The 22990-nt window shown below is 63.0% G+C and carries 22 protein-coding genes; 13 read left to right on the top strand and 9 right to left on the bottom strand.

Annotated elements, in window-relative coordinates; genetic code table 11:
* The first annotated feature begins 29 nt into the window (after nucleotides 1-29).
* Genes hemE through hemL form a run of 5 tightly spaced genes read left to right on the top strand, consistent with a single transcriptional unit; the run spans nucleotide 30 to nucleotide 6241 of the window.
* Nucleotides 30-1037, top strand: coding sequence for a uroporphyrinogen decarboxylase (hemE, locus tag PV375_RS04875; protein ID WP_442903928.1), 1008 nt, complete (start codon nucleotides 30-32; stop codon nucleotides 1035-1037).
* Nucleotides 1034-2371, top strand: coding sequence for a protoporphyrinogen/coproporphyrinogen oxidase (locus PV375_RS04880; RefSeq protein WP_332106377.1), 1338 nt, complete (start codon nucleotides 1034-1036; stop codon nucleotides 2369-2371). Before hemE ends, PV375_RS04880 begins: the two co-directional genes overlap by 4 nt.
* The gene (hemC, locus tag PV375_RS04885; RefSeq protein WP_332106378.1) at nucleotides 2368-4008 is read left to right on the top strand and encodes a hydroxymethylbilane synthase; all 1641 of its coding nucleotides are present in this window, start codon (nucleotides 2368-2370) and stop codon (nucleotides 4006-4008) included. Before PV375_RS04880 ends, hemC begins: the two co-directional genes overlap by 4 nt.
* Nucleotides 4005-4970, top strand: a complete 966-nt coding sequence (gene hemB, locus PV375_RS04890; protein WP_332106379.1) for a porphobilinogen synthase — start codon at nucleotides 4005-4007, stop codon at nucleotides 4968-4970. Before hemC ends, hemB begins: the two co-directional genes overlap by 4 nt.
* Nucleotides 4958-6241 (top strand): glutamate-1-semialdehyde 2,1-aminomutase, encoded by a 1284-nt coding sequence (gene hemL, locus PV375_RS04895; RefSeq protein ID WP_332106380.1) that lies wholly within the window; start codon nucleotides 4958-4960, stop codon nucleotides 6239-6241. Before hemB ends, hemL begins: the two co-directional genes overlap by 13 nt.
* A 129-nt stretch (nucleotides 6242-6370) precedes the next feature.
* Here hemL and PV375_RS04900 read toward each other — a convergent pair whose 3' ends face one another.
* Nucleotides 6371-7009, bottom strand: a complete 639-nt coding sequence (locus PV375_RS04900) for a hypothetical protein (protein WP_332106381.1) — start codon at nucleotides 7007-7009, stop codon at nucleotides 6371-6373.
* 210 nt (nucleotides 7010-7219) lie between these two features.
* Between PV375_RS04900 and PV375_RS04905 the strand changes: the two genes are divergently transcribed.
* Nucleotides 7220-8635 (top strand): DEAD/DEAH box helicase, encoded by a 1416-nt coding sequence (locus PV375_RS04905; RefSeq protein ID WP_332106382.1) that lies wholly within the window; start codon nucleotides 7220-7222, stop codon nucleotides 8633-8635.
* Here PV375_RS04905 and PV375_RS04910 read toward each other — a convergent pair.
* Nucleotides 8599-9495, bottom strand: a complete 897-nt coding sequence (locus PV375_RS04910; RefSeq protein WP_332106383.1) for a PHP domain-containing protein — start codon at nucleotides 9493-9495, stop codon at nucleotides 8599-8601. The two genes, PV375_RS04905 and PV375_RS04910, sit on opposite strands and share 37 nt — an antisense overlap.
* 76 nt (nucleotides 9496-9571) lie before the next feature.
* Here PV375_RS04910 and PV375_RS04915 point away from each other — a divergent pair, with 76 nt between their 5' ends.
* Together PV375_RS04915 and PV375_RS04920 are read left to right on the top strand one after the other, a co-directional pair.
* The gene (locus PV375_RS04915; protein ID WP_332106384.1) at nucleotides 9572-10630 is read left to right on the top strand and encodes an endonuclease/exonuclease/phosphatase family protein; all 1059 of its coding nucleotides are present in this window, start codon (nucleotides 9572-9574) and stop codon (nucleotides 10628-10630) included.
* A gap of 49 nt (nucleotides 10631-10679) precedes the next feature.
* Nucleotides 10680-12116, top strand: coding sequence for an aminopeptidase P family protein (locus tag PV375_RS04920; protein WP_332106385.1), 1437 nt, complete (start codon nucleotides 10680-10682; stop codon nucleotides 12114-12116).
* 106 nt (nucleotides 12117-12222) lie between these two features.
* Here PV375_RS04920 and PV375_RS04925 read toward each other — a convergent pair whose 3' ends face one another.
* The 3 genes from PV375_RS04925 to PV375_RS04935 form a co-directional block, all read right to left on the bottom strand.
* Nucleotides 12223-13242 carry a permease prefix domain 1-containing protein gene (locus PV375_RS04925; RefSeq protein ID WP_332106386.1) on the bottom strand — a complete coding sequence of 340 codons (1020 nt, stop codon included), beginning with the start codon at nucleotides 13240-13242 and terminating at the stop codon, nucleotides 12223-12225.
* The gene (locus PV375_RS04930) at nucleotides 13242-13574 is read right to left on the bottom strand and encodes a PadR family transcriptional regulator (RefSeq protein WP_201517227.1); all 333 of its coding nucleotides are present in this window, start codon (nucleotides 13572-13574) and stop codon (nucleotides 13242-13244) included. The genes PV375_RS04925 and PV375_RS04930 overlap by 1 nt, the downstream gene beginning before the upstream one ends.
* Before the next feature lie 276 nt (nucleotides 13575-13850).
* Nucleotides 13851-14708, bottom strand: a complete 858-nt coding sequence (locus PV375_RS04935; protein WP_332106387.1) for a general stress protein — start codon at nucleotides 14706-14708, stop codon at nucleotides 13851-13853.
* Nucleotides 14709-14825: 117 nt separating this feature from the next.
* Here PV375_RS04935 and PV375_RS04940 point away from each other — a divergent pair, with 117 nt between their 5' ends.
* From PV375_RS04940 to PV375_RS04950, 3 genes are read left to right on the top strand one after another with little or no spacing between them, the layout of a single operon-like run.
* Nucleotides 14826-16151 (top strand): magnesium transporter MgtE N-terminal domain-containing protein, encoded by a 1326-nt coding sequence (locus PV375_RS04940; protein ID WP_332106388.1) that lies wholly within the window; start codon nucleotides 14826-14828, stop codon nucleotides 16149-16151.
* 5 nt (nucleotides 16152-16156) lie between these two features.
* Nucleotides 16157-16711, top strand: a complete 555-nt coding sequence (locus PV375_RS04945; protein ID WP_332106487.1) for a DUF1003 domain-containing protein — start codon at nucleotides 16157-16159, stop codon at nucleotides 16709-16711.
* Between the two features lie 3 nt (nucleotides 16712-16714).
* Nucleotides 16715-17812 carry an Mrp/NBP35 family ATP-binding protein gene (locus PV375_RS04950; RefSeq protein WP_332106389.1) on the top strand — a complete coding sequence of 366 codons (1098 nt, stop codon included), beginning with the start codon at nucleotides 16715-16717 and terminating at the stop codon, nucleotides 17810-17812.
* 10 nt (nucleotides 17813-17822) lie between these two features.
* Here the strand turns inward: PV375_RS04950 and PV375_RS04955 are convergent, their stop codons facing one another.
* Nucleotides 17823-18257 carry a twin-arginine translocase TatA/TatE family subunit gene (locus PV375_RS04955; RefSeq protein ID WP_230972635.1) on the bottom strand — a complete coding sequence of 145 codons (435 nt, stop codon included), beginning with the start codon at nucleotides 18255-18257 and terminating at the stop codon, nucleotides 17823-17825.
* A 36-nt stretch (nucleotides 18258-18293) separates the two neighbouring features.
* Here PV375_RS04955 and PV375_RS04960 point away from each other — a divergent pair, with 36 nt between their 5' ends.
* Nucleotides 18294-18926 carry an O-methyltransferase gene (locus PV375_RS04960; RefSeq protein WP_332106390.1) on the top strand — a complete coding sequence of 211 codons (633 nt, stop codon included), beginning with the start codon at nucleotides 18294-18296 and terminating at the stop codon, nucleotides 18924-18926.
* A gap of 134 nt (nucleotides 18927-19060) precedes the next feature.
* Here the strand turns inward: PV375_RS04960 and PV375_RS04965 are convergent, their stop codons facing one another.
* Complete coding sequence (locus tag PV375_RS04965) at nucleotides 19061-19231, bottom strand: DUF3117 domain-containing protein (protein ID WP_201517233.1); 171 nt, start codon at nucleotides 19229-19231, stop codon at nucleotides 19061-19063.
* A gap of 289 nt (nucleotides 19232-19520) precedes the next feature.
* On the opposite strand from PV375_RS04965, the gene PV375_RS04970 reads away from it, so the two are divergent.
* The gene (locus PV375_RS04970) at nucleotides 19521-20120 is read left to right on the top strand and encodes a superoxide dismutase (protein ID WP_201521443.1); all 600 of its coding nucleotides are present in this window, start codon (nucleotides 19521-19523) and stop codon (nucleotides 20118-20120) included.
* A gap of 140 nt (nucleotides 20121-20260) precedes the next feature.
* Here PV375_RS04970 and PV375_RS04975 read toward each other — a convergent pair whose 3' ends face one another.
* Both PV375_RS04975 and PV375_RS04980 read right to left on the bottom strand, forming a co-directional pair.
* Nucleotides 20261-21607: a hypothetical protein gene (locus tag PV375_RS04975; protein WP_332106391.1), complete on the bottom strand. Its 1347-nt coding sequence runs from the start codon at nucleotides 21605-21607 to the stop codon at nucleotides 20261-20263.
* Between the two features lie 17 nt (nucleotides 21608-21624).
* Nucleotides 21625-22953, bottom strand: coding sequence for a citrate synthase (locus PV375_RS04980; protein ID WP_442903929.1), 1329 nt, complete (start codon nucleotides 22951-22953; stop codon nucleotides 21625-21627).
* Nucleotides 22954-22990 lie beyond the last annotated feature (37 nt).

Here is a 22990-nt window from a genome sequence, read left to right on the forward strand (position 1 = left end):
CTGCAGCTATGGCAAGATTGATAGTTACTATGAGTGCTCTTCTTTCTGCGCTGCAGGGCAAGCGACCAGACCGTCTTCCGGTGTGGTTTATGCGCCAGGCAGGTCGTTCACTTCCCGAATATCGCAAGGCTCGCGAGGGCACCACAATCCTCGAAGCCTGTCTGATTCCCGAACTTGCTGCCGAGATCACGTTGCAGCCGGTGCGACGTCACGGCGTGGATGCAGCGATCTTTTTCTCGGACATCATGACGCCGCTGGTGTTGGCCGGTATTGATGTTGACATTGTTTCGGGTGTTGGCCCGGTGATCGAAAACCCGGTGCGTACCCGCGCGGATGTTGACCGCATCGTCGAACACGAAATCACCGACAGCAGCGCCATCACCGAAGCGGTATCGATCATCGTCCGTGAACTCGGGGATGCGACACCGCTGATTGGCTTTGCCGGCGCCCCGTTCACCCTCGCGGCCTACCTGGTTGAGGGTCGCGGCACTCGCGATCACCTGCGGGCACGCAGCATGATGCACGCCGATCCCGAGACCTGGAGCCGGTTGCTCGACTGGGCCGCGAAACTTTCGGGACAGTTTTTGGATGTGCAGATCGCCGCGGGCGCTCGGGCCGTGCAGCTGTTCGACTCGTGGGCCGGTTCGCTCAGCCGCGCCGACTATCTCGAATATGTCCAGCCGCACTCGGCCACCGCGCTTGCACCGGTCGCCGGACGGGTGCCGCGCATCCACTTTGGCGTGGGGACCCACCACCTGCTGCCCGATATGGCAGCCATCGGTGTTGATGCGCTCGGTGTCGACTACCGCACGCCGCTCGATGAGGCGGCACAGCTGGTGCCCGACCTGCCACTACAGGGCAACATCGACCCGGCACTTTTGGCAGCCGGTTGGCCCGCCCTCGAGGCACACGCGCGCGATGTTGTGCGGCGCGGGCAGGCGGCTCCCGCCCACATCGTGAATCTCGGCCACGGAGTTCCACCAACTACCGACCCGCAGGTGCTGACCGACCTGGTAGCACTCATCCACGAACTGTGACGCAGGTCGTTGTTGTCGGCGGCGGTATCGCCGGGCTATTGACGGCCGTGCGGCTGGGTGAGCGCGGCCACAGTGTCACGCTGCTCGAGGCACAGCCACAGCTCGGTGGCATGATCACCTCGATCACGGTTGGGGATGCGCTCGTGGATGCGGGTGCCGAGGCATACGCGGTTCGCGGCGGCACCGTGCGCGCGCTGTGCGATGAACTCGGCCTTGCGGTAGCGCCACCGCGCGGCACCTCGCAGCTGTGGTGGCAGCACGGTAGCAACCCGATGGCCACCGGCGTGCTCGGTATCCCCAGCTCTCTCGATGACCCCGCCCTCGGTGCGCTCAGCTCCGACGAGCACCAGCTCGCGGCCGCCGAACCGCAGCTTGACCGCGCGGTGGGCGCCGATTCGACCACCCTCGCCGAGCTTGTGCGCCTGCGCCTGGGCGAGGCGGTGTTGACGAAGCTGGTGGCGCCGGTGACTCGCGGTGTTTATGCGCTTTCGCCCGAGCAGATGCCGCTCGCCGAATTTGCGCCACAGCTGCTGCCGAAACTCGCCGAGTCGGGATCGCTGATCGCCGCGGTGGCACAGCTTCGCGGCCCTGGAAGCGCCGCCGTAGAGCAGCCGGTGGGCGGAATGTTCCGGCTTATCGAGGCGCTCCGCGAGCGCTTCCTCGCAGCAGGTGGCACGCTCCACACCAATGCGGCAGCCACCAGACTCGAACCAGGTGCGTCTGGGATCACCGTGTGCACCGCAGGCGGGCTCAGCTTGGATGCTCACCACCTGGTGCTCGCCACTGCGGCGCAGCCGGCTGCACGGCTGCTGGCCACGCTGGGAGTTGAACTTACTCCGCCGCCGGTGCGCACCATCCGGTCGGTCATTCTCACCACCAAAAAGCCCGAGTTTGCCGCGCATCCGATTGGTTCGGGAGCCGTGGTGGCCGAACCCGACGGTGTCGGGGCCAAAGCAATCACGCACTATTCGACAAAATGGTCGTGGGCACCCGAACATGTGTTTCGGATGACCTATCCCCCGCACGCCCGCCCCACCCTTGAGGGCGCGGTGGACGACCTTGCGCGCCTCACGGGGGTGCCGGTAACAGCAGCGGACATCACCGGTTTTGCTTCGCTGGCGTGGGATTCGGTACCCACCCGCATCAGCCCCGCTGAACGCACCGCGATCCGCGAGCTCGCGCGCGCCGCCGGTGTTGAGCTTGTGGGTGCCTGGCTCGACGGTAACGGCATTGCGCCCGCGATTGCCGGCGTGGCGCAATTGCTCGAACGCGATTGGGTCAACAGCGCGGCCACTTCGGCTGGCGATATGACTCACACAGGGAGTGAAACGTGAAACTCAAGCTCGGTACTCGAGGCTCCGCCCTCGCCGTTTCGCAATCGGAGCAGGTAGCCGATGCGCTCCGGGATCGCGGCCACGAGGTTGAACTCGTGCGCATCCGTACCGGCGGTGATGTGGCCCGCGGCTCACTCACCCAGCTCGGTGGCGTGGGCGTATTTGCAGCCGAATTGCGCATCGCGCTGCTCAACGGCGAATGCGATTTTGCCGTGCACTCGCTCAAAGACCTGCCCACGCAGCCGGTTGAGGGGCTGACCATCGCCGCCGTTCCAGCTCGCGTCGATCACCGCGACGCGCTGTGCGCTCGTGACGGCCTCACCCTCACACAGCTGCCCGCCGGCGCCACCGTCGGCACCGGCTCGCCTCGACGGGTCGCACAGCTGCGCCAGCTCCGCCCGAATCTGCGCTATGTGGATGTGCGTGGCAATGTCGGCACCCGGCTCGCACGAGTATCGGCCACCGACCTCGACGCCGTTGTGCTGGCGGTCGCGGGCCTCGAGCGGCTCGGCATGACCGAACACATCACCGACTATCTTGAGCTGCTGCCCTCGCCCGGGCAGGGCGCGCTCGCGCTTGAATGCCGCACCGACTACACCGAGGTGATGGCCGCGCTCGCTGCCCTCGATCATCCCGACACGGCCCGCGCGGTGCATGCCGAACGCCAGGTGCTCGCCGGACTCGGCGGTGGCTGCGCCGCGCCAATCGGCGCCCTCGGCCGCGACGGCACCCTCGAATCCGGCGTGTTTGCGCTCGACGGCAGCGCTGCGGTAACCCACTCGATACCGCTGGCGGATGACGCCGGAGCGCTCGCGGCTCAGCAGCTGCTGCGGCAGGGCGCGGCAGATATTGCCGAGCTGGATGCATCCCGACCGTCACGCCTGGCTGAGCTCCACGACGACTCGTCGCTGTGGCGCGGCGCGAATGTGCTGGCGGGGATGCACGTGTTTTTCCCCCGCGCCGATGAGGGTGACCTGCTGGCGGCGCTGCGGGCATCCGGTGCCGAGGTGACTGCCGAGCCGGTGCAGCGACGGGTGGCGCTCGCCACCGACCGCACGCTCGAAGACGCCGATTGGATCGCGGTGACCTCACCGGCGACGTTCACAGTGCTCGAGCAGCTGGGTTTGCGCATCCCCGAATCAGCCCGACTCGCGGTGGTCGGCCTGGGCACCGCAACTGCAGCACGCGAACACGGCTACCGTGTCGATCTGCTGCCGGTGGGCGGCGAATCGAGCGCGGCGTCACTCGCTGAAGCCTGGCCGGCCGGATCGGGGCGCGTGCTCATCCCCGGTTCGGCACTGTCATCACCGGTGCTAGCGACCGGGCTGCGCGAAAAAGGCTATGCGGTCGAAACGCTGCCGGTGTACACGATGGAACCGGTCGAGTCACTCCCCCAGCACCTCGTTAGCGACTATCGCAGCGGACATTTTGATGCCGTCGTGGTGTTATCGGGTTCGATGGGCACCGCGATCGAGCAGCTGCTCGGTTGGCATCCCGAAACCGCCGTTGTCGCGTTCGGCCCGCCCTCGGCCGCCTCCCTGCACCACCGCTCGGCACCCGTGGCCGCCCAGGCAGCCACGCAGGATGCCGACGGCCTTATCCAAGCACTCGCAACCGTCAGAAAGCACAGCGCATGATTCAGCATCGTCCCCGTCGACTCCGTTCCACCCCCGCTATGCGTCGCCTCGTGCGCGAAACGCAGGTACGCCCCGACCAGCTGGTGCTCCCAATGTTTGTTGCCGATGAGCCCGGCGAAATCGTTTCGATGCCCGGTGTGCACCGCCACTCGCTCGCCGATCTGCCCGCTGCGGCCGAGCGTGCGGTTGCTGCCGGTGTTGGCGGCCTGATGCTTTTCGGTGTGCCCGAAGAAGCAGCGAAGGATGAGCGTGGCAGCGCTGCGTGGGATGAGGAGGGCATTTTGCAGCTCGGCCTGGCAGCGGTGCGGGATGCGGTTGGTGACGAAACCGTCGTCATGGCCGACACCTGCCTCGACGAGTTCACCAGCCACGGTCACTGCGGTTTTTTGACCAGCACGGGCGAGGTCGAAAATGACGCGACACTCGAAGCCTATGGTGCGATGGCGGTGGCCCAGGCTCGCGCCGGAGCGCACGTGGTTTCGCCCTCGGGCATGATGGACGGCCAGGTCGGATACATCCGGGATGCGCTCGATGACGCCGGTTTTCAGGACGTCGCCATCCTCGCCTACTCGGCGAAGTATGCATCCGCGTTTTATGGCCCCTTCCGCGACGCAGTGTCATCCACGCTCGAGGGCGACCGCCGCACCTACCAGCAAGACCCCGCGAATCGTCGCGAGGGGATGCACGAGACCGAACTCGATCTCGCCGAGAGTGCCGATATGGTGATGGTAAAACCGGCCGGCTATTACCTCGATGTGCTCGCCGATGTGGCCGCTGCTTCGCCGGTTCCGGTGGCCGCCTACCAGGTGTCGGGCGAGTACGCGATGATTGAAGCGGCCGCGCGCCACAACTGGATTGATCGCCAGGCCGCGATTTCCGAATCGGTTACCGCGATCGTTCGCGCCGGCGCCGACATTGTGTTGACCTACTGGGCTGAGGAGCTTGCATCATGGCTGAAATAAATCTGTTTGATCGCGCAAAAAACATCATTCCCGGCGGTGTCTCGTCACCGGTGCGTGCGTTTGGTTCGGTTGGTGGCGACCCGGTGTTCATCGCCTCAGCGCACGGCCCCTATGTGGTGGATGTGGACGGCAACGACTATGTCGACCTGGTGTGTTCGTGGGGTCCGGCGCTGCTCGGCCACGCCCACCCCGAGGTTGTAGCTGCCGTGCAGCAAGCGGCCGGTCGCGGACTGTCGTTCGGGGCGGCCACCGTCACCGAGGTGGAGCTTGCCGAGGCGGTGCGTGACCGGGTGCCGCTTGCCGAGCAGGTGCGTTTTGTGTCGACCGGCACCGAGGCGACCATGACTGCTATCCGGCTCGCGCGCGGCGCCACCGGACGCGATGTGATCGTCAAGTTCGCCGGTTGCTATCACGGGCACTCGGATGCGCTACTCGCCGCGGCCGGTTCTGGTCTGGCAACCCAGGGGCTACCGGGTTCGGCGGGTGTGCCTGCCTCTGCCACCGCCGACACCGTGGTGGTCGAATACAACAACGAGGCCGCTATCCGCCAGGTGTTCGCCGAAATGGGCGACCGTATCGCAGCGGTTATTACCGAGGCATCGCCCGCGAATATGGGTATTGTCACCCCGGCTGCCGGGTTCAATAAGACCCTGCGTGAGCTCACTCGCGAACACGGGGCGCTGTTCATCCTGGATGAAGTGCTGACCGGCTTCCGGGTTGGTCCCGCCGGCTGGTGGGGCTTCGAGGGCGGTTATGAGCCCGACCTGTTCACCTTCGGCAAGGTGATCGGTGGCGGGATGCCGCTGGCAGCTATCGGCGGCCGCCGCGAGATTATGCAGCATCTGGCACCCGTGGGTGCCGTGTATCAGGCCGGTACGCTGTCGGGTAACCCGCTGGCGACCATCGCCGGGCTCGAAACGCTGCGTCTAGCCGACGACGAGGTGTACGCAACCGTTGACCGCCGCTCGGTCGAACTGCAGCGCGTGGTGGGTGAGGCACTCACGGCCGCTTCGGTACCGCACACGATCCAGACTGCGGGCAACCTGTTCTCGGTGTTCTTCCGTGACGAACCGGTGCGCAACTACGAGGATGCGAAGGCACAGGACACTGCTGCGTTCGGCCGGTTTTTCCACGCCATGCTCGAAGCCGGCGTGGCGCTACCCCCGTCGGCATTCGAGGCCTGGTTCCTATCGTCCGCTCACGATGACGCGGCTATGAACCGCATTATTGATGCGCTGCCCGCCGCCGCTCGGGCGGCCGCCCAGCAGTAGTCATCCCATCGCGGGAAATGGCACCGTGGCCGACTAATGGCACCGACATGCCGGTGCCACTTGTCGAACGAGGTGCCATTTCCGGGAGAGGGGCGGTCGCCTAGGTGTTGTGGGTCATAACAACTACACCTAGGCGGCGAGTTTGAGTTTGTTCATCCGGCGCGAGTGCTCCGAGAAGCAGTGCGATACCAGCCATTCGACGGTTTCGTCAGCCTCGGGCTTTGTTTCATCACTCTCGAGCCCCAAAAGCGTTCGTGCCCACACCGCGCAATCACCCGCAACCCGGCGACCCCACATGGCCAGGCGATCATCGAGCAGAGTGTCATCGGCAAACAGCGCGTCGAAGGCCGCCGCCAGCGATTCCTGCGCCGAGGCAATGCGCTCGGATGCGGTAGGTTCCGCTTCCGTTCCGCTCAGCTCGGCGCGGGCACCCAAAAGTAGCGTCACCGCATCCACCGCGAAACCCAGTGCGATGTGCAGCGAAAGCAATTCTTCCTGTCTGTCGTGACCGGCAACTGCTGTGCGCAGCGCATCCACACTCGCATCAGCGGTACGAATATCACCCGCCTCAGTTTTCGTATCCACCTCGGCCGCTGCCGCAGCAAATTCATCCCGTGCCGCCGCGATCGACTCGCAGGCGCCACTGTCGACAAAATCACCGGCGAGTTTCGCCGCCTCTTGTTCGCCGCGCGAAAATATCGCCGCCTCAAGTGCCCGCAGGCGTGCGATTGATGGAATGAACTGGGGATTCACACTGCTCGTTGCCACGTGGTCAGCGTAGCCGGTTCCACACGAGAATTCCGCGAGTCTTCGTTACCAACTATCGCTGTGAGCCCAGAGGCACTGCAACCCGAGCCCCCCAAAACACCGCGCCAAAGCTCGTCCACGGTAGGCTAGTGGCGGTGCAGTAGACAGCACCCGCGCCCTTAGTATTCCCGGGCGCCAGAATTTTCCGACGCGATAAGGGCGTATTTTTTCGTGAACTTTGCCGATCTAGGAATCGAATCAGACATTGTAACGGTGCTCGCCGAACACGGCATCACCACCCCCTTCCCCATTCAAGAGCAGACCATTCCGCTCGCTCTCAAGGGGCAGGACATTATTGGCCAGGCAAAAACCGGCACCGGAAAGACACTCGGCTTCGGTTTGCCACTGCTCCAGCGACTGGGCGAAAACCCCGAGCCGGGGGTGCAAGCCGTGGTGGTCACCCCCACCCGCGAGCTCGCGATGCAGGTGTACGAGGATCTCGTAACTGCAGCATCGCGCCGCGGCACCTCACTGGTGGCGATCTATGGCGGTAAGGCCTACGACGAGCAGATCAATCAGCTCAAGGCCGGAGCCCAGGTGGTCGTGGGTACCCCGGGCCGAATTATCGACCTTATGAACCAGCGGGTGCTGTCGCTCTCGAATGTGCGCGAAATTGTGCTCGACGAGGCCGACAAGATGCTCGATCTCGGCTTCCTGCCCGATATCGAAAAGATTTTTTCGCGCGTGCCGGCGGTGCGGCACACCATGCTGTTCTCGGCCACGATGCCCGGCCCGATTCTCACGCTGGCGCGCCGTTTCATGAACGCACCGGTACATATCCGGGTGACTGACCCGGACGAGGGTGTGCTGCAAAAAAACATTCGGCACCTCGTCTACCGCGCCCACCCGCTCGACAAGGATGAACTCATCGCGCGGATGCTGCAGGCAACCGGGCGTGGCAAGACCGTCATCTTCATGCGCACCAAGCGCGCCGCCGCCAAACTGCTCGACGAACTGCGCGAGCGCGGTTTTTCGGCCTGTGCCGTGCACGGTGATATGAACCAAGACCAGCGCGAACGCTCGATGGAGCAGTTCCGTTCGGGTAAGCGTGATGTGCTAATCGCAACCGATGTTGCCGCCCGCGGTATCGATGTTGACGATGTCACCCACGTAATCAACCACACGATTCCCGAGGATGAAAAAACCTATCTGCACCGCGTGGGCCGCACCGGGCGCGCCGGCAACACGGGCATCGCAATCACCCTGGTCGATTGGGAAGACATTCCCCGCTGGGCAATCATTTCGCGCGCGCTTGAACTCGACGCCGAAGACCCGACCGAAACCTATTCATCGTCACCGCATCTGTTCAGTGATCTCGATATCCCCGAGGGAACCAAGGGGCGTATCAAGCAGCCTGCCGCCCAGCGGGGGGCGCGCTCACGCACGCGCAGCCGTCGCCGCACCGGCAGCAGTAAGCAGGAATCGGTCGCAGCAGGTGGAAAGCAGCAGCCCGGTGGTGATGAGTCGGCAACCGGCGAGAGCGCCGCACCCCGTCGCCGCCGTCGTCGCCGCCGAACCAACAGCCAGAACACGGCGGCGCAGCAGCGCGATCAGGCCCCGAAGGCGGATGGTGCAGCTGGCGCGTAGTAGGGAGCGCATCCCGTGGCAGCGTCGATGATTCGCTGCAGCTGATCCGGCTCGGTGGTGTTTTCACCGAGCCGGTTTGGTTTTCCGGTGCCGTGGTAGTCGCTCGAACCAGTCACGATGAGGTCATTGGTGCGGGCCGCGTAGCGCAACAGGCCGCGATTAATGTCGTCATTTTCGCGATGCCCGATTTCGACGCCCAGCAGCCCCGCGGCAATGAGCTCTGCCAAATTACCGTCGCGCATTGCCGGTCGGCCCCGGCTGCCTGGATGCGCCAACACCGGCACTCCCCCGGCCTGACGCACCAGCTTGATCGCAGTGATCGGATGCGGGGCGTGATGCGGCTGGTAGTACCCTCCGCGCCAGTGCAAAATCGTGTCGAACGCTGCCGAGCGGTCGGTCACGATGCCCTTTGCCGCGAGCGCATCGGCAATATGTGGACGGCCGATAGTCGCACCTGGCTCTGCCTGAGCCAGCACATCATCCCAGCTGAGCGGGTAATCAGCACCGATGCGGGCGACCATTTTTTCGGCACGCCCCAGACGGCTTTCGCGAATGGTAGCCAACTCGTCACGCAGCGGTTCGTAGTTCGGGTCGACCAGGTAGCCGAGTAGGTGCACCGACGCGCGGCCGATCTGCGTGGATATTTCCACTCCCGGAATCAGCGTCACCCCGGTTTCGGCGACAACGCCGGAAGCTTGTTCCCACCCGTCGAAGCTGTCGTGGTCGGTGAGTGCTATGGTGCCCAGCCCGGCGGCAGCCGCAGCCCGCATGACGGCGGCGGGCGACTCGGTGCCATCCGAAATATTTGAATGAGTGTGCAGGTCGATCGGCCGTGCGACGTCAAAGTGATAAACGGGCATATCGAGATGCTACTTGGCGCCAAGTTCCGCGCCGGTGCAGCACAACCTCAGCATCCGGGTTTAGAGTTGCGGGGCTATGTCGAACACTCGCCGCTCCAAACGTGTGCACCCGGGCTGGTATTTCGGAGGCCTCGTGCTTGCCGTGCCAGCTGCGGCTGCATTAACGGTGCTGCTGTGGCCCCAACTATTCGGGCTGCAGCGAATGTTTCCGTTTGCCCAGGCGGTTTCGTTCCGGATGGTTGCGACCCTGTCGCTGGCGTTCGCGCTGGTGATACTGGGGCTGCTGATGGTGCCCTCGCCGCGACTTCGTGGCCTATTGGCCGCTGGCACCGTGGTGGTGGCGGTGGCGACGACCGCTTCGGCGGCAGTGGTGCTGTCTCGCGGCGTGAACACCGTGCTTGAGCCCACCGGTGCAGATGGTTCGGTGCGGGTGCTCGCCTGGAACACGCTGGGTAACGAGCCCGGATCGCCAACCATTGCCGATCTCGCCCTGGAGTATCGCGCCGATGTGGTGATGCTGCCCGAAACAACACAGGACATGGGGCTGGAGATTGCCGGGCTCATGAAGGCCGAGGGGCGCCCGATGTGGGTGCTTTCAAACACCGGCGCACCGGGGTATCGAGCCGCCGAGACGACACTGCTGGTTTCGGTTGAGCTTGGCGAATATGAACTCAATGAGTCGCTCGGCGACACCGAAAAACTTGCCACCGTGATTGCCGAACCGGTTTCGGGTGATGGACCGACGCTGATTGCCACGCATCCAATCGCACCGGTGCACCGAGAGATGGCCGTCTGGAACCGCGACCTCGAGTGGCTGTCGACGGTGTGCCGCGGCGACACCATCATCGCCGGTGATTTCAACGCCACGCTCGACCATCTTGCGGGGCTTGCGGATGGCGATGTACCGGGTGCGCAGCTGGGTGCCTGTCGAGATGCGGCATTGGATGCGGGAGCGGCCGCGGTGGGAACCTGGCCGAGTGGCCGGCCACCGCTGGTGGGCACACCGATTGATCACGTGATGTACACCTCGCAGTGGGAAGTCACCGGTTTTGAAGTAATTGCCCGCGACGAACTTGACGGTTCGGATCACCGACCGGTGTTTGCCGAGCTCTCACGCACCACAAATCACGAGTAGCGGCGGCGGGCTGACGCTGGTTCTCAGCTGCAACGGCCACAATGGAGGGATGACTGACCAACAAACCTCCACTGTCAAAGACACCGCCGAGGGGTCGACCACGCCCGCTACCGCTGACGCGGTCGAGCTGAACTCCAATCGCAGCACCACCCCCGACTCAACCGGTTTCCAGCAGTTCATTTCATCGGGCTGGGCCGAGCGCGTCGACACGCTACCCGAGCCACGTGCCGCAGCTGCATTCACGGCCGCGCGCCGCGAGCGACTCTCGGCAGCGCATCCCGGCGAACGGCTGGTAATCGCCGCGGGCGACCCGAAGGTGCGCTCGAACGACACCGATTACCCGTACCGCGCGCACACCGCGTTCTCTTACCTCACCGGCTGGGGATCCGACACGGTTCCCGGCGCACAGCTGGTGTTTGAACCGATCACTGACGGCCACGAGGTGACGCTCTACTTCCGTGAGAGCGCGGGCCGCGACACCAGCGAGTTTTACGCCAACCCCGCCATCGGCGAGTTTTGGACCGGCCCGCGGCCGTCGCTAGCACAGGTTGCGGCCGATCTCGGAATCGAAACCCGTTCGCTGAGCGAATTTGAATCTCGACACGGTGATGTCACACTCGACACCCCGCAGCTCGCGCAGGAGCTCAGCGAGGCGCGCCTGGTGAAAGATGAATACGAAATCGCCGAATTGCGCGGTGCCGTAGACGCCACCGAGCGCGGATTTGATGACATTATCCGCGAACTCGACCGGGCCGTTGGCCACCGTCGTGGCGAGCGCGTCATCGAGGGCGTGTTTGCGGCTCGCGCTCGACTCGAGGGTAACGATGTGGGATACGGCACCATCGCTGCCGCCGGCGCGCACGCGTGCATCCTGCACTGGACCGACAACGATGGTGAGGTGCGCCCCGGTGAGCTCGTACTGGTGGATGCGGGTGTCGAGGCCGACTCGTACTACACCGCCGATATCACCCGCACGCTGCCAATCGACGGCCGGTTCACACCGGTGCAGCGGCGCGTCTACGAGGCGGTACTGAAGGCGGCCGATGCTGCATTTGCGATCGTGAAGCCCGGTATCACCTTCCGCCAGGTGCACGAAACCGCGCTGCGCTCGATTGCCGAAACACTTTCGGAGTGGGGCATCCTGCCGATGCCGCTCGAGCAGGCGCTGCTGCCCGAGAATCAGCCGCATCGCCGCTATATGGTGCACGGCACCAGCCACCACCTCGGTCTCGATGTGCACGACTGCGCTCAGGCACGTCGCGAAATGTATCTTGACGGTGTGGTCGAAGCGGGCATGGTGTTCACCATCGAGCCGGGACTGTACTTCCAGCCGGATGACCTGACCGTTCCGGAAGAGCTGCGCGGCATCGGCGTGCGAATTGAGGACGACATCCTGGTTACCGAAACCGGGGCCGAAAACCTTTCGGCCGCAATTCCGCGCACCGCCGACGAGGTCGAATCCTGGATGGCCCGCATCCGCGGCTAGTTCGTTCCCGCCAAAGAACATGGGCGCCACTCCGATTGGTTGGAGTGGCGCCCGTATGCTTTGACTGAGCTGTCCGGCTGAGCTGTGTCGCCTGAACACGCTCGAGCTAGCATTTCCCTTCGTCGCGTTCACGCGCCGCCTGGATTGATTGGGTGGTGACCGCTATTAGACCGAAGAGCACACCGCCAATTGGCCAGACAATCCACGAGGTGCCCCAACTGTTGCCGATGAAACTCCAGGCCATATAGATGACAACAATGAGCATCCAATAGGGGCCGGCAATCAGTTCAAGCAGGCGATTTGATTTTTGCTCGCGCTCGCGCCGCGCCGGATCATATTCGCCCTCCTGCGCCAGCATCCCGAGGGTGGTGCGGCGCATCCCCGCGAGCACCAACAGGTAGACGCCCACGCCCACGAGCACCAGCAGCACGGTCACGGTGATGTGTGCCGCGGCCTCGTTTTCGCCGGTGAGAATATCGACGATCGGGACGGCGGCCAGACCGAGCAAAATCACCCCGATTCCGATGGCGAGCTGCAGCGCAAAGCGGCCGGTTTCGGTCTCACGCATCCGGCCGTAGTCCTGCCTTGCGCTCAGAGGCACGTCCACACCGCGTTCGGCCGCCTCGAACCTCGAAAGCGACACCCCCGCGAAAACGAACATGCCCACCGCGATCGCAAAACAGAGAAACATGATGCCGAAGCCGACGGCAGTGAACACATTGGCGTGTTCCGGGCTAAACAGGTAGGTCTCGGTGGTCTCGTCGGGTGTCAAAAGCACTAGGGCAGCGACACCCAGCAGCGCAACCAAAACTCCCCCGCCGATGAGGTGGGCGGCACGCTGCCGAACACTGACGAAGCGCCCGGCCTGCTGCTCGTCGAGCCTGAGGCCATCTTCATGCACGCGATCGAGTTCGGCGCGGATGCCGAGCTCGTCGGCGAGTTCTTCGAGGTTGCCGAACTGCGAGATGACCCGCCCGACCGCCTCGTTCTCAGAGACTCCTTCGGCAATGAGTTCGTGATAGCGATCCTCGGCCATCTGTCCGAGCTCGGCGCGCGCACGCTGCAGTTCGGGGGTTGCCGGAAGACCCTGGAACATGTGATTGAGATAGGTGGTGATTGCTTCCATCACTCGACTCCCTGTCGTACAAATTTGCTGATCAATTCGTTGGTGGCACGCCATTCGGCGCACTTCGACCGGTAGTGTTCCCGACCGACGTCGGTGATTCGGTAGTAGGTTCGCGCCCGCCCCTGGGTCTGTTCGCCACGAAACGACTCGAGTGCGCCAAGCTGCTCGAGGCGACGCATGGCCGAGTAGAGCGTGGTTTCTTTCAGGGAATATCGCCCCGCCGCTCGTTCCTCAATGCGCTTCGAGATGGCGTACCCGTACGAGGGCGCCTCCCAAACCGAGTCGAGCACGAGCAAATCCACCGAACCACGGATGAGATCGCTGCTAATCACGGCCCCTCCGTTCCTATTGCGTACTACATTGCCTGCCGTACTATGTCTATCGCAGTACTTTTACTGTACCTCGCATACTACGACAGATCAAGTACTTTTATCGGATCCGGTTCAGGTGTGAGGTATTGGGAAGATTTTGGGGTCAGGATGCTCAAGCAGCCATCCTGACCCCAAAATCTTCCGCTGAACTCACCGCCACCATAGAAAAAAGGGCACCCACTCAAGGGCACCCCTCATGCAGCTCTCGCGACCACCGGAACGCGGCGCGCTCGATGGCTAGCTATTCTCGCCGTCGCTAGCACCGCGCCCAGCCGCAGCATCCTCGCCAGACTGCGAGTCGCTGCCGGCAGCATCAGCCTGACCCGCCCGCTCCGACGCCTCGCGCTCCTGGCGGCGACGCTCATCCAGCATCTCACCGTAGGTGCGCGGCGGTGTTGCCGCAGTCTCAGGCTCAGCGCTCGCAACATCAAGCTGCCCTGTGACCGACTGCCCCTGCTGGCCATACTGCGACTGGCCATAACCCTGCTGGCCATAGCCGGGCTGGCCGTGCTGCGACTGTGATGCGCCGAACCCCACCGGCGGCACACCGTAACCCCCCGGCTGCTGCCCCGCAGGTTCGCCATGAACACCCGAGGCCGACGCCGGCTGCGCCGCCGCGGTGCCAAGAATCTGCCGTGCCTCGGCAGCGAGCCCGTGCGGCACAATCACGTCGTACTTGGTAGCGGTCAGCTGCATCATCGAGGCAAACTCGCGCTTATTGGGCGAGATCGCATACACGATCATGCCCCACACCGCACCAAACACGGTGGCCAGCAGCAGCACCCCGAGCAGCGTCACCAAATAAACATCGGGCATAAACAGCATCATCGTGGCACCGAAAAACATTCCCAAAAAGAGCCCCGATAGCGCACCGTTGAGCGCCGCTTTGCCGGTGTTCATCCGCCCGGTAACCCGCTCAACCGATTTCAGGTCGCTGCCGACAATCGAAATCGACTTCACCGAAAACCCCTCGTTGCGAGCCAAGCGATCGACGCTCTCCTGGGCACGCTCATACGACGAATACGAAGCGACCACCTCTCCCTCGGGAAGGGTCGGGAATCGACTCTGTTGCTGCATCTGCTGAGAGCTACTCATAACCCCATTTAAGTCGCTCAGCCTGGGTGTCCGCCGCCGTGTTCGCCAAGGGCTGCATCCAAGCGCCCGAACGGCACGGTGAGCATTCGCCAGCACTCGCCCGACTAACATCGAAGGGTGAGCATCTCGAAAGTCTTTGTTGCGCGCCTCGCAAATACACCAGCGTTCGACCAGAACGGTGACCGCGTGGGCCGCGTTCGCGATGTCATCATCAACTATCGCTCATCGCAATCACCGCGCGTCAACGGCATCCTGATCGAACTCGCCGGAGCATCCCGCCGCGTGATTTTCGCCGCCATGAACGAAATCACGTCCATCGGCAGCTCACAGCTCATCGTTGACTGGGAACGCGTCGACCGTCACTCATTCGAACAGCGCGGTGAAGAGGTGCGCGTATTCAGCGACCTGCTCGACCGCTCAGCCATCGTGTTGGCCAGCGGCACTCGCGGCGTGGTCGAAGATGTGGCCATTCAGCAGGCCGATGACGGCACCTGGTCGGTTGAACAGCTCTTTTTGCGGATGCCGCGCACCACGATGCATATGTTCGGTCGTCAGCCGAGCAAATACGTGACCTGGGATGAGGTCGAACTCGACCTCGACCCGACCGTCGACACCCCCGCCACCCAGTTCCTCACTGCCCACAGCGAAATGGGCCCCTCCGACTTTGCTGATGCGCTACTTGAGCTTCCCGAAGAGCGCCGCCTCGAAGTCGTCGAAGAGATGCCGGATGAACGCATCGCGGCGGTGCTCGAAGAAATGTACGAGGACGATCAGGTCGTCATCATCGACCACCTCGGCGATGAACGCGCCGCCGATGTGCTCGACCAGATGCAACCCGACGACGCCGCCGACCTCGTGGGCCGACTCGACGACGAAAAATCAGAGGCATTGCTCGCACTCATGGAGCCTGAAGAGGCCGAAGACGTGCGTATGCTGCTCGAATTCGAGCCCAACACCGCCGGTGGTCTGATGACGACCGACCCGATCATCGTCTCTGCCGACACCACCGTCGCGGAAGCGCTAGTGCTCATCCGCCGGCAAGAAATCCCGCCCGCGCTGGCAACCACCGTGTTTGTCACCGCATCCCCCTACGAAACCCCCACCGGTCGCTATCTTGGCCTGGTGCATTTCCAGCGACTGCTGCGCTACCCGCCACACGAGCGCGTCGGATCGATCCTCGACAGCGACACCCAGCCAGTACCCACCACCGCGACCGATATCGACGTGGTGCGGTCACTCGCCCGATACGACCTCGTGGTGCTGCCAGTGGTCGATGACGACAACTGCCTCGTCGGTGCGATCTCGGTGGATGACGTACTTGACCACATCCTGCCCAATGACTGGCGTTCGGTACCGCGCGAAGTAACCCTCGACACGCAGGCCCTCACCCTGCCACGCAAACCGCTCATTGGCCAGCTCGACCACCAGCAGGACCGGGGGTGACCAACATGTCGCACGAAGACCACGAACTACTCGCCACGCCGAAATCAGAGCGCCCACCGCGAAAACGGCGCCGCAAAGATGACACTCCCAAAAAGCGTGACCGTGACGGCGACATGCTCGGCCGGGTGATGGAAGTTATTGCCCGCGCATCGGGCACGCCGGGCTTCCTCATCGTGCTGAGCGTGTTCGTCGCAATCTGGCTGACGTGGAACTCGCTCGCGCCCGAGCAGTGGCGCTTTGACTCGGCCGCGCTCGGGTTCACGGTGCTCACACTGGCCCTTTCACTACAGGCCTCCTACGCCGCACCAATGATTCTGCTGGCACAAAACCGGCAGGACGACCGCGACCGCGTGCAGATCGAACAAGACCGGCAGCGAGCCGAACGCAACACCGCCGATCTTGAATACCTGATGCGTGAAATTGTCGCGCTGCGACTGGCCATGCAGGATGTGGCCACAAAAGATTTTATCCGCGCCGAATTGCGCTCGCTGCTCGAAGATATCGACCAGCTCGATGATGACGACGAATCCCCCAATACTGATCCAGCTCCCAGCCGATAGTTCATGAACCGCCGCGAAGCCATCCACGCCGAGCTCTCCCGCGTCAACGACCCGGAGCTGCGCCGGCCGCTCACCGACCTCGGGATGATCGCCAAAATTGACGATGACCCGGTGCAGGTCGAACTGCTGCTCACCATTGTCGGCTGCCCCGCCGCGAAGCAGATCGAGTCGGAAGTACGCGCCGCGATTGAGCGGGCGATCGGTGACGAGCACTACACGCTCACGGTCGGTGTCATGACGAGCGAGCAGCGCAGTGAGCTCGTGCAAAAAGTGCGCGGTTCACGGCCCGCCCACAATCCGTTTGGCCCAGATTCGCTCACCCGCGTGATTGCGGTGACCAGCGGCAAGGGCGGGGTTGGGAAATCCACGGTCACCGTGAACCTGGCCGCCGCGATGGCTGCCGAAGGTTTGGCAGTCGGGGTCGTGGATGCGGATGTTTACGGTTTTTCGGTGCCCGGTCTACTCGGCCTCGCACCCGGCACCCAGCCGACACGCGTGGGCGAACTCATGCTGCCGCCGGTGGCGCACGGGGTGTCGGCCATCTCGATCGGCATGTTCCTCGCATCCCCCGACGATGTGGTGGCCTGGCGCGGACCGATGCTGCACCGCACGCTGCAACAATTTCTCACCGATGTGCATTTTGGCGATCTCGATGTGCTGCTGCTCGATCTCCCACCCGGCACCGGTGACATAGCGATTTCACTCGGACAGCTGCTCCCCGGAAGCGAGGCGGTGGTGGTCACCACCCCGCAGCAGGCGGCCGCGGATGTGGCGTGGCGATCGGGTTCGGTGGCGCGCAAGACCGGACAAAAACTGCTGGGAGTAATCGAGACCCTGTCACCGGTGATCGGTGCGGACGGTAGCGAGTTCGCACTTTTCGGCTCGGGCGGAGGCGCCACTGTTGCCGAGCGCCTGGGTGTTGAGCTGCTGGCTCAGGTGCCAATTTCGGGGATGCTGCGCGAATGTGGCGATGCTGGCACACCGCTCGTGATCGCGCATCCCGACGATCCTGCCGCACTCGCGCTGCGTGATGCGGCCAAACGGTTGATGCAGCAGCCACGCGGGCTCAGCGGACGTTCGCTGCCGCTGTCGATCAACTAGGTGGCGTCGTCTAAGTCGCCTCGTCATCAAACGGAGCCGCACCGGGCACATAGCGCTCGCCGGGCACAGCAGCGGTCAGTGCCGCCCACGAGGGACGTGAACTACTCCCCACGCTTCCTGCCTCACTCGCGGCTGCGGCGCCCACGGCAGCCGCGGCAGCCGAACTGCGGGCTCCCGACGGTGCCGGTGCATCCACTTCATTCCAGGCGTCGCGCACAATTCGCCGAGGGTCATACTGCCGCGGGTCAAGTTTGCGCCAGTCATCAATCGAAAAGTCCTCGCCGAGCTCATCCTCGGCGCGATCTTTCATTTCATTGCTCCACGACTTCACCCGACGGATGAGGTGCGCCAGCTGTTCGGCCAGTCCCGGTAGTTTGTCGGGCCCAAAAATGAGCATGACAATGATGCCGATGATGATCAGCTTGTCAAAGGTCAGTGAGCCCACGCCTCCACCCTACTGGCCGTAACCTATTCTTGAAGAATGAGCGAACTCGAGTTGAACCGGCGTTTTGTAAACGAACAAGCGCACGAGACTCGTGAGCAGCAGATTGCCCGCCACTACGCACTCGAGGCAGGACTGCCCGAGATCACGCCGGGGCTTGGTGCCCACCTGGCGTTCATCGCCGCTGCCACCAACGCCCAGCAAATCATTGAAATTGGTTCCAGCGGCGGGGTGAGTTCTGCCTGGCTGCGCCGCGGAGCCCCGAAAGCGACGATGACCTGCCTGGATGCCGAGGCCGAATATCTTGCCGATGCCCGGCAAACCTTGATCGCAGCCGGGCACGCCCCCGCACGCATCCGCTGCATCGGCGGCGACCCGATCCAGGTGCTGCCCCGAATGAGCGATGCCAGCTACGACCTGGTCCTCATCCAAGACGACCCCGCGCTCGCGGCCGCATATTTGCGCCACGCGCTGCGCATCACCCGCCCAGGCGGCACCATCCTGCTGCTCCACGCGCTCAATCACGGCCGGGTTGCCGACCCCGCGCGCCGGGATGCGGTAACAAATTCATTGCGGGCCATCATCCGCGAGTTCTATCGGCAGCCCGACACGGCCTGCGCCGTGTTGCCGATTGGCAGTGGGCTACTGCAAATTTCTACGGCCAACCGGTAGCGCCACTCGCGCTCGCAAGTTTTTGAGCGCCCGCAAGGCTTCTGAGTGCCAGCTAAGCGTGCGGCCGCAGAAACAACAGTGCGGCGGAGCCCGCACCATCGGTGTGGCTCCGCCGCACTGCAGTCAAAATCAGACTACGACTCGAGCGCCGAACCGAGCGCTGTCGCAAGCTCCTTCGCCTCATCGTCGTTCACCGACACGACCAGTCGACCGCCGCCTTCCAGCGGAACTCGAACAATGATCAGTCGACCCTCGCGAACAGCCTCCATCGGGCCGTCACCGGTGCGCGGCTTCATCGCAGCCATATCGTTGCCTCCTGTTTGGTCTTCTTCCACCAACCATTCTACCGGGCAAATCCCACTGAGTTACCCGGTGTGACCACTTCGCACATACTGCACCTGGCGAACCGAACAAATCCTTCCCTGTCAGCACTGCCCATCACGGTCACGTTTTTACGGGCGAGCTTCGGCACCGGAATAGCAACGGTGCCGTTCGGGTTGTACACATTCGAGCCGGCTAGATTGGCTCATATGCCCGGCGCCGTTTTGAGTGCTGGGATGAATGAGGCAGACGCCCCATGCGAAAGGAATGACGATGGCAGAATTTACGCTCCCCGACCTCCCCTACGACTACTCGGCACTCGAACCGCACATCTCGGCAAAGATCATGGAGCTGCACCACTCCAAGCACCACGCAACCTATGTCAAGGGCGCGAACACCGCACTCGAGCAGCTCGCTGAGGCTCGCGACAAGGGCGACTTTGCCAACATCAACCGTCTCGAAAAAGACCTCGCGTTCAACGTCGGTGGTGTGAACAACCACTCGATCTTCTGGACCAACCTCACCCCGAACTACGAGGCACCCGCCGGTTCGATCAAAGACCTGCTCGACAACGAGTTCGGCGGTCTCGAAAAATTCCAGGCGCAGTTCACCGCTGCCGCACTCGGCATCCAGGGTTCGGGATGGGCAGTGCTCGGTCGCGACAATGCAACCGGCAACGTCTCGACCTTCCAGCTGTTCGACCAGCAGGGCAACGTGCCTTTCGGCATCACCCCGCTACTGATGCTCGACATGTGGGAGCACGCTTTTTACCTCGACTACCAGAACGTCAAGCCCGACTACGTGAAGGCCTTCTGGAACATCGTCAACTGGCAGAACGTGGCTGAGCGCCTCGACGCAGCCGTTGCGGCCTAGTTACAGCAAACACACGAAACGGTGTGTCTCGGCAATAGCGCCGAGACACACCGTTTGCATATCAGCGACCAGCGCGGTGTTTTTCGACTGTGTCGGCGCCCGGCTCGCCTGCTGTGACCGCCGGTGCGCCACCGCTGTTGTTAGGGTGCCGACCAATCCCCCGGCTCAACAAACCACATGAACCGCAGCCACAGCAGCTGCGCGACTATCGCCCCGGCAAACACCAGCACCCGATACAGCGGTGACTGTGGCAGCGCCATCGGTCCCGCCGCCGCTGGGAACATCGGGAACAGCATCCGGAACGTCGACGATTGCGGGAAAAACACCGCCAGAATGTACGAAAAATAGGCGACACCCCAGGCCGTGATCTCGGCCCCAAACCGCTGCATCATCGGCGCCCCGAGCCCCACAATTATCGCGGTCACCCCGAGGATCATCACCGCCACAATTAGCGTTCCGTGGGGCTGGTCGAGCCAAAACTTACCGGCGTGGAACCACGGCGTAAACGGCGGCGTATCCGCACCACCGGTGTAGTGATTGCGCCAGGCATGTTCGGTATCGAGATAGCCCAGCGGGCGCCCAGTGACGATACCGCACAAAATAAGCCAGGCAAGGCCCATGACGCCCGAAAACACCGCGGCAATCCACGCATGCAATTGCTCCCGGCGGTCGAAGCGTTCAATCCGCAGCACATGCTGACTGTAGTAGCGGTTGAGGATCACCAGCAGCATCGTGAACGCCCATGCCAGCCCCGTAGGCCGAGTCAACGAAGCTACGGCAATCAGCGGCATCATTTGCAGCCAGCGACGCTCCCGCAGCTCAATGAGCAGCTGGCAGAGCATCCAAAAGTGCAGTGCCTCGGCATACCCCACCTGAAACAGGGGCGAAATCGGCCCAAACAGCACCAGACCCACCGCAACCAGCGCCGCCCGAGGGCCCAAAAAATAGCGCATCAGGCGGTGAAAAGCGAAAGCCGTCGCCAAACCCGCTGCCAGCGACACCAGCACCGAGGCCACCTCGAACGGCAGCAACGTCACCAGGCTGACACCGCGCACCAAGAAGGGGTACACCGGCATGAACGCCCAGGCGTTCTCGGTAACCGCACCCAACTCATTTACGGGAAGCGTGACGGGATAACCGTAAGTTGCGATTCGCTGATACCAGGCCGCATCCCAAATATTCGCAAATGAAAAATAGTCGGGCTGGGCCGAGATTTGCCAGGAATCAGGTTGCCTACTCGCAAACCACAGCATGAGCACCGTGGTGACGATGCGCGACAGCACATACAGAATCGTCAGCTGAACCCACACCGGTAGCCGCAACAGAGCCTGTCCGATGGGGTTCGGTCGAGCCGCAATCGGATAGTCGGTCGGATCAATAGCGGGATGCAAAATACGCGCCGGCAGCTGCGGCATCGAGGCGCGTACGCTCATCCGTTTGTTCCTCTCGTCATCAACGCCGCCACCCGGGAGCAGCGGCGTTGACATCCTACGATGCGACAGAACTAGCTATGCGTCGAAAAGTGGCGACCTTCCGGATAGTCGCGCTTAGCCGACCCCGTGTAGAGCTGCTGCGGACGGCCAATCTTCGACTTCGGATCGATATTCTGCTCGCGCCACTGTGCAATCCAACCGGGCAGTCGACCGATCGCGAATAGCGGCGTAAACATCCTTGTCGGGAAACCCATCGCCTTGTAGATGATGCCGGTGTAAAAATCGACATTCGGGTAGAGCCGACGCGACTGGAAATACTCGTCGTTCAATGCCACCTGCTCGAGCTCAACCGCCACCTCGAGCAGCGGGTCGTGTACGCCCAGTGCTTCGAGCACTTCATCAGCAGACTGCTTCACCAGTTTCGCGCGCGGGTCGTAGCTCTTATAGACGCGGTGACCGAAGCCCATCAGTCGCACACCGTCTTCCTTGTTTTTCACGCGCTCCACAAAACGTGCGACGCCCTGACCCGACTCGACAATGTCGGCGAGCATTTTCAGCACCGCCTCGTTGGCGCCACCGTGCAGTGGACCAAACAGTGCTGAAATACCGGCCGAGACCGAGGCATACAGGTTCGCCTCAGTCGAGCCCACGAGCCGCACCGTCGAGGTCGAAGCGTTCTGCTCGTGGTCGGCATGCAGGATGAGCAGTCGGTCGAGTGCCTTCGACAAGACCGGATTGACCACATATTCCTCGGCATAGTTACCGAAGTTGAGCTTCAGGAAGTTATCAACAAACGACAGCGAGTTGTCGGGATACAAAAAAGCCTGCCCGACCGACTTTTTGTGCGCGTAAGCAGCAATTACCGGCAACTTCGCCAGCAGCCGCACTGTGTTCAGATCAACATGCTCGGGATCGTGCACATCGAGCGTGTCTTCGTAGTACGTGGCGAGCGCGGCCACCGCACTCGAAAGCACCGACATCGGATGCGCTGAATAAGGCAGCGCGTCAAACAGCTTTTTGACGTCCTCGTGCAGCAGCGTGTGCCGCGAGATGCGAGTGGTGAAGTCTTTATATTCAGTTTCGGAAGGCAGTTCACCGTAGATGAGCAAATAGGCCACCTCGAGGAAGGTCGAGTGCTCAGCCAGCTGCTCAATCGGGTACCCCCGGTAGCGCAGGATGCCCTGGTCACCATCAATGTAGGTGATTTCGCTGCGCGTTGACGAAGTGTTGACGAAGCCATAGTCAAGACCGGTCAGCCCGGTCTGCTTGGTGAACGTGGACATATCCACCGCATCACGGCCATCAACTGCCCGGATAATCGGCAACTCTGCCGAGCCACCGGGGAAGGTGAAAGTCGCGACCTGCTGCGCGTTCTGCACCGAATCTTGCTGATCGCTCACGGATCCTCCTCATGGATTTGTCGTGCTGCGGGGCCGC

Source organism: Gulosibacter sp. GYB002, assembly GCF_036577665.1.
In the GTDB taxonomy this organism is placed as follows: domain Bacteria; phylum Actinomycetota; class Actinomycetes; order Actinomycetales; family Microbacteriaceae; genus Gulosibacter; species Gulosibacter hominis.